Origin of the sequence: Ruegeria sp. (assembly GCF_028066395.1) — a bacterium.
Classification (GTDB): Bacteria; Pseudomonadota; Alphaproteobacteria; order Rhodobacterales; family Rhodobacteraceae; genus Ruegeria.
The window spans coordinates 2,452-6,298 of the sequence record NZ_JALCBM010000055.1 but is presented as its reverse complement, the minus strand read 5'-3'; the positions used below and the strand labels follow the sequence as shown (position 1 = coordinate 6,298).

Here is a 3,847-nt window from a genome sequence, read left to right as displayed (position 1 = left end):
ATTTCCATCAAAACCTGCTGAAACTATGCCCGAAATCCGGGCATCGGCAGCTTATTGCCGCAGCGCGGCAAGAAATGCTGCACTTGCGTGATATTTCCCGCTAGGCTGCCCCCGAGTGCAGTTGCCGCCCGCCTTGCAGCGCGCGGCCTGAACAGGAGGCCGGGACGTGCCAAGCCGTGGACCGCTGACCCACAACATCGCCCAGACGACCGGGGCGATGGGCTGCCTTTCCCGAAATCCAACTGCCTCGGTTTCATAGGAGAAAGATGTAATGAATCCGATTTTCCACCCTCTTGAACTTCAGGCGGCGGCCATTCGTGTGGCGGGGTATGCCGTGACCAGCCAGATGAAGATCATGCAGATCATGGCCCGGTCTGCGATGGAACTGCCTTTCGCACCGTTGAATGCGTTGCAGGCGGTTGCTGACCCGCAGCCTGTTCCAACCAAGCCTGCGCACCCTAAAACACCGGCGCCTAAACGGGCGAAGGCGGCTCCGGTCAGGCCCAAGGTGGCTGTGAAAGCCAAGCCTGCGGCGGTTGCCAAGCCTGCCGCAAAGGCGCAGGTCGCGCCACCGGCGGCCAAACCGGCTGCGGTGAAAAGGGACACGTCGGTCAAACCGGCCCCGCAAACGCCCGCGCCGCAGACGGTTCAGCGTGCGGCGGCCCCGAAACCCGCTGTTGCCCCGACACCACCCGCGCCAGAACGGCGGACCCGGGCACCGTCGAAACCGCCTGCGATGCCGCAACCCAAGGCAAAAACCGACCCGTAACCGGGGATCATCTGTTGACACGGTCGGGCGGGCACGCCAACGCTGCCCGTCATGATGGACCTGCGCCCGGTTGGATATGTGATAGGCCTGTTGGTCGCCATTCTTGGGGCGACCATGCTGCTGCCGATGCTGGCCGACCTGATGGAAGGCCGGGGCGAATGGCATGTGTTTCTGGAAAGCGCCACCATCACCACGCTGACTGGTGCGGTTCTGGCCATGAGCTGCTCGAACGGGGTGGGTGAGGGGCTGACCATCCGACAGACCTTTCTGCTGACCACCGGTGTCTGGGTGGCGCTGCCGGTCTTTGGCGCGATCCCCTTTCTGTTCGGCGAGACCGAACTGCGCTTTGTCGATGCCTATTTCGAGGCGATGTCGGGCCTGACCACCACCGGCTCGACCGTGATCACCGGGCTGGATGATCTGCCGCAGGGGCTGCTGCTGTGGCGTGGCATTCTGCAATGGCTGGGCGGCATCGGCATCATCGTGGTCGCCATGGTGTTCCTGCCCGAACTGCGCGTCGGCGGGATGCAGATCTTCCGGTCTGAAGGCTTTGAAACCATGGGGAAAATCCTGCCGCGCGCGCAGGAGATCGCGGGGCAGATTTCACTGATCTACGTGTTCCTGACCTTCGTCTGCGCGCTGGTCTATGCAGGCTTCGGGATGAGCTTTATCGACGCCACTGTCCATTCCATGACCACCATCGCGACGGGCGGGTTCTCCAACTACGACAGTTCTTTCGCGACCTTCTCGGGGCCTGTGGAATATGCCGCCGCGGTTTTCATGATCCTCGCGGCGCTGCCCTTCGTGCGCTATGTGCAACTGGCCAACGGCAATACCGGGTCGCTGTGGCAGGACAGCCAGATCAGGACGTTTCTGGCCACGGTGCTGGTGCTGGTGATCGTGATGACGGTCTTTCTGATGACGGTCTTCCCGCATCATTGGGAGCGGGCGTTCCGCGAATCGCTGTTCAACATCACCTCGATCATTTCAGGCACCGGATATGCCAGCGTCGACTATATGGGCTGGGGCAGTTTCCCGGTCATGCTGTTCTTTCTGATCGGCCTGATCGGCGGCTGCGCGGGTTCGACCGCCTGTTCGATCAAGGTGTTCCGCTATCAACTGCTCTTTGCCTCGATCAAGACGCAGATCAGCCGGATCAGGTCACCCCACGGGGTGTTCATGCCCACCTATGATGGCCGACCCATCGGGCGGGACGTGCTGACCTCGGTCATGAGCTTTTTCATGTTCTTCGTCCTGTCGATGGGCATCCTGTCCTGGGCGCTGGCCTTCACGGGGCTGGATTTCATCACCTCGGTCTCGGGCGCTGCTACGGCGCTGGCGAATGTGGGGCCGGGGCTGGGCGATCAGATCGGCCCGGCGGGCAACTTTGCCGGGCTGAACGACACGGCCAAATGGCTGCTGACAATCGGAATGCTGGTGGGGCGGCTGGAACTGTTGGCCGTCTACGCAATATTTACAGTTCAATTCTGGAGAGGCTGAATGAGAAGACCCCTCGGCGCACAAATCTCTCACATGCTGAAGGATCGCGGTGTTGACGTGATCTTTGGCATCCCGGGCGTCCACAATCAGGAAATGTATCGTGGGATCGAAGAGGCCGGGATCACCCATGTTCTGGCCCGGCACGAGCAGGGGGCAGGGTTCATGGCCGACGGCTATGCCCGCGCGACCGGCAAGCCCGGCGTGGCCTATGTGATCACCGGCCCGGGGCTGTGCAACATCATGACGCCGATGGGGCAGGCTTATGCGGATTCGGTTCCGGTGCTGGTGTTGTCCTCGTGCCTGGACGACACCCAGGGCACGCGCGGACAGTTGCATCAGATGAAGGATCAGCGGCTGGCGGCGGAAACGGTCGCCGACTGGTCCTGTCAGGCCAACAGCGCCGACGCGACCTATGGTCTGATCGAACGCGCCTTTGAAGAGTTCGCGCTGTCACGCCCCCGGCCCAAGCACATTCAGGTGCCGATTGCCAAACTGGTGGCCGAGGCTGATCCGGCACCGTTCCCGAACCAGCCCGCGCTGCATATGCAGGCGCTGGCCCCCGATATTGCGCCGGTGGTGTCGCTGCTGAACATCTCGAAACGGCCGCTGTTTATTCTGGGCGGCGGGGCGCGGTCGAACCTGTGGCGGCAGATCCTGACGCAGCTGGGGGCGGCCTGTTTCACCACCTATGCCGGGCGCGGCATGGCCGGGGCCGGGTATCCGCTGGATTTCGGCGCGATGCTGGCACGGCCCGGCAGCGCCGAGGTCATCGCTTCGGCCGATCTGGTGGTGGCCGTGGGCGCCGAACTGGCCGAGGTCGATCTGTGGCGGCGGGAGTTGGGCAATACCGGACATCTGGTGCGCATCGATCTGGACCCCGAGGTGCTGTCGGATCACCACCGCGCCGCGATCAAGCTGCAGGCTGATGGCGAAAGCTTTGCACAGGCGCTGCTGGCGGCCTCGGATCAGTTGAAACCGGCAACCGGCTGGACCCCGCAAGAGGTGGCCGAGGCCCGCACCCGCTGGCAGGCCGAGGTCGCGGCGGAACGTCCCGGCATCCAGCCCGTCGCCGAAGCCCTGCGTGCTGCGATGCCCGCCGACACCATGATCTATTCGGACATGACCCAATTCGCCTATGTCGCCAAAGAGCTGTGGGATATGAGCCAGCCCTATCACTGGCACCACCCGACCGGCTTCGGGACGTTGGGCTACGCTCTGCCTGCCGGTATCGGTGGGGCCGTGGCGCGGCGCGGCAAGCCAACGGCGATCATCGCCGGGGATTACGGGTTTCAATACACGCTGCAGGAATTGGGGGCGGCGGTCGAACTGGGCCTCTCACTGCCGATCATCCTGTGGGACAATGGCAAGCTGAAAGAGATTGAGGACAGCATGGTCCGCGGCCAGATCGCGCCGAATGCGGTTGTGGCCCACAACCCCGATTTCTGCAAACTGGCCGAGGCTTATGGCGTGCGCTCGGCCGCGCCGGGCGATCTGAGCGAATTGCAGGCGGCTGTCCGCGCCGCCTTTGACGCGCCGGTTCCGACGTTGATCCGGGTGACACCGGACATCGCATAAGCG

Annotated in this window: 3 protein-coding genes; all 3 read left to right on the top strand. The window is 63.4% G+C overall.

What is annotated here, in order from left to right; all coding sequences use genetic code 11:
- Positions 1 to 271 precede the first annotated feature (271 nt).
- The 3 genes from MPJ51_RS16035 to MPJ51_RS16025 are packed head-to-tail and all read left to right on the top strand — an operon-like array spanning position 272 to position 3,844.
- Positions 272 to 769 (top strand): hypothetical protein, encoded by a 498-nt coding sequence (locus tag MPJ51_RS16035; protein ID WP_298388759.1) that lies wholly within the window; start codon positions 272 to 274, stop codon positions 767 to 769.
- A 51-nt stretch (positions 770 to 820) separates the two neighbouring features.
- Positions 821 to 2,269: a TrkH family potassium uptake protein gene (locus MPJ51_RS16030; protein ID WP_298388757.1), complete on the top strand. Its 1,449-nt coding sequence runs from the start codon at positions 821 to 823 to the stop codon at positions 2,267 to 2,269.
- Positions 2,270 to 3,844: a thiamine pyrophosphate-binding protein gene (locus MPJ51_RS16025; protein ID WP_298388756.1), complete on the top strand. Its 1,575-nt coding sequence runs from the start codon at positions 2,270 to 2,272 to the stop codon at positions 3,842 to 3,844. It begins immediately after the preceding gene.
- Positions 3,845 to 3,847 lie beyond the last annotated feature (3 nt).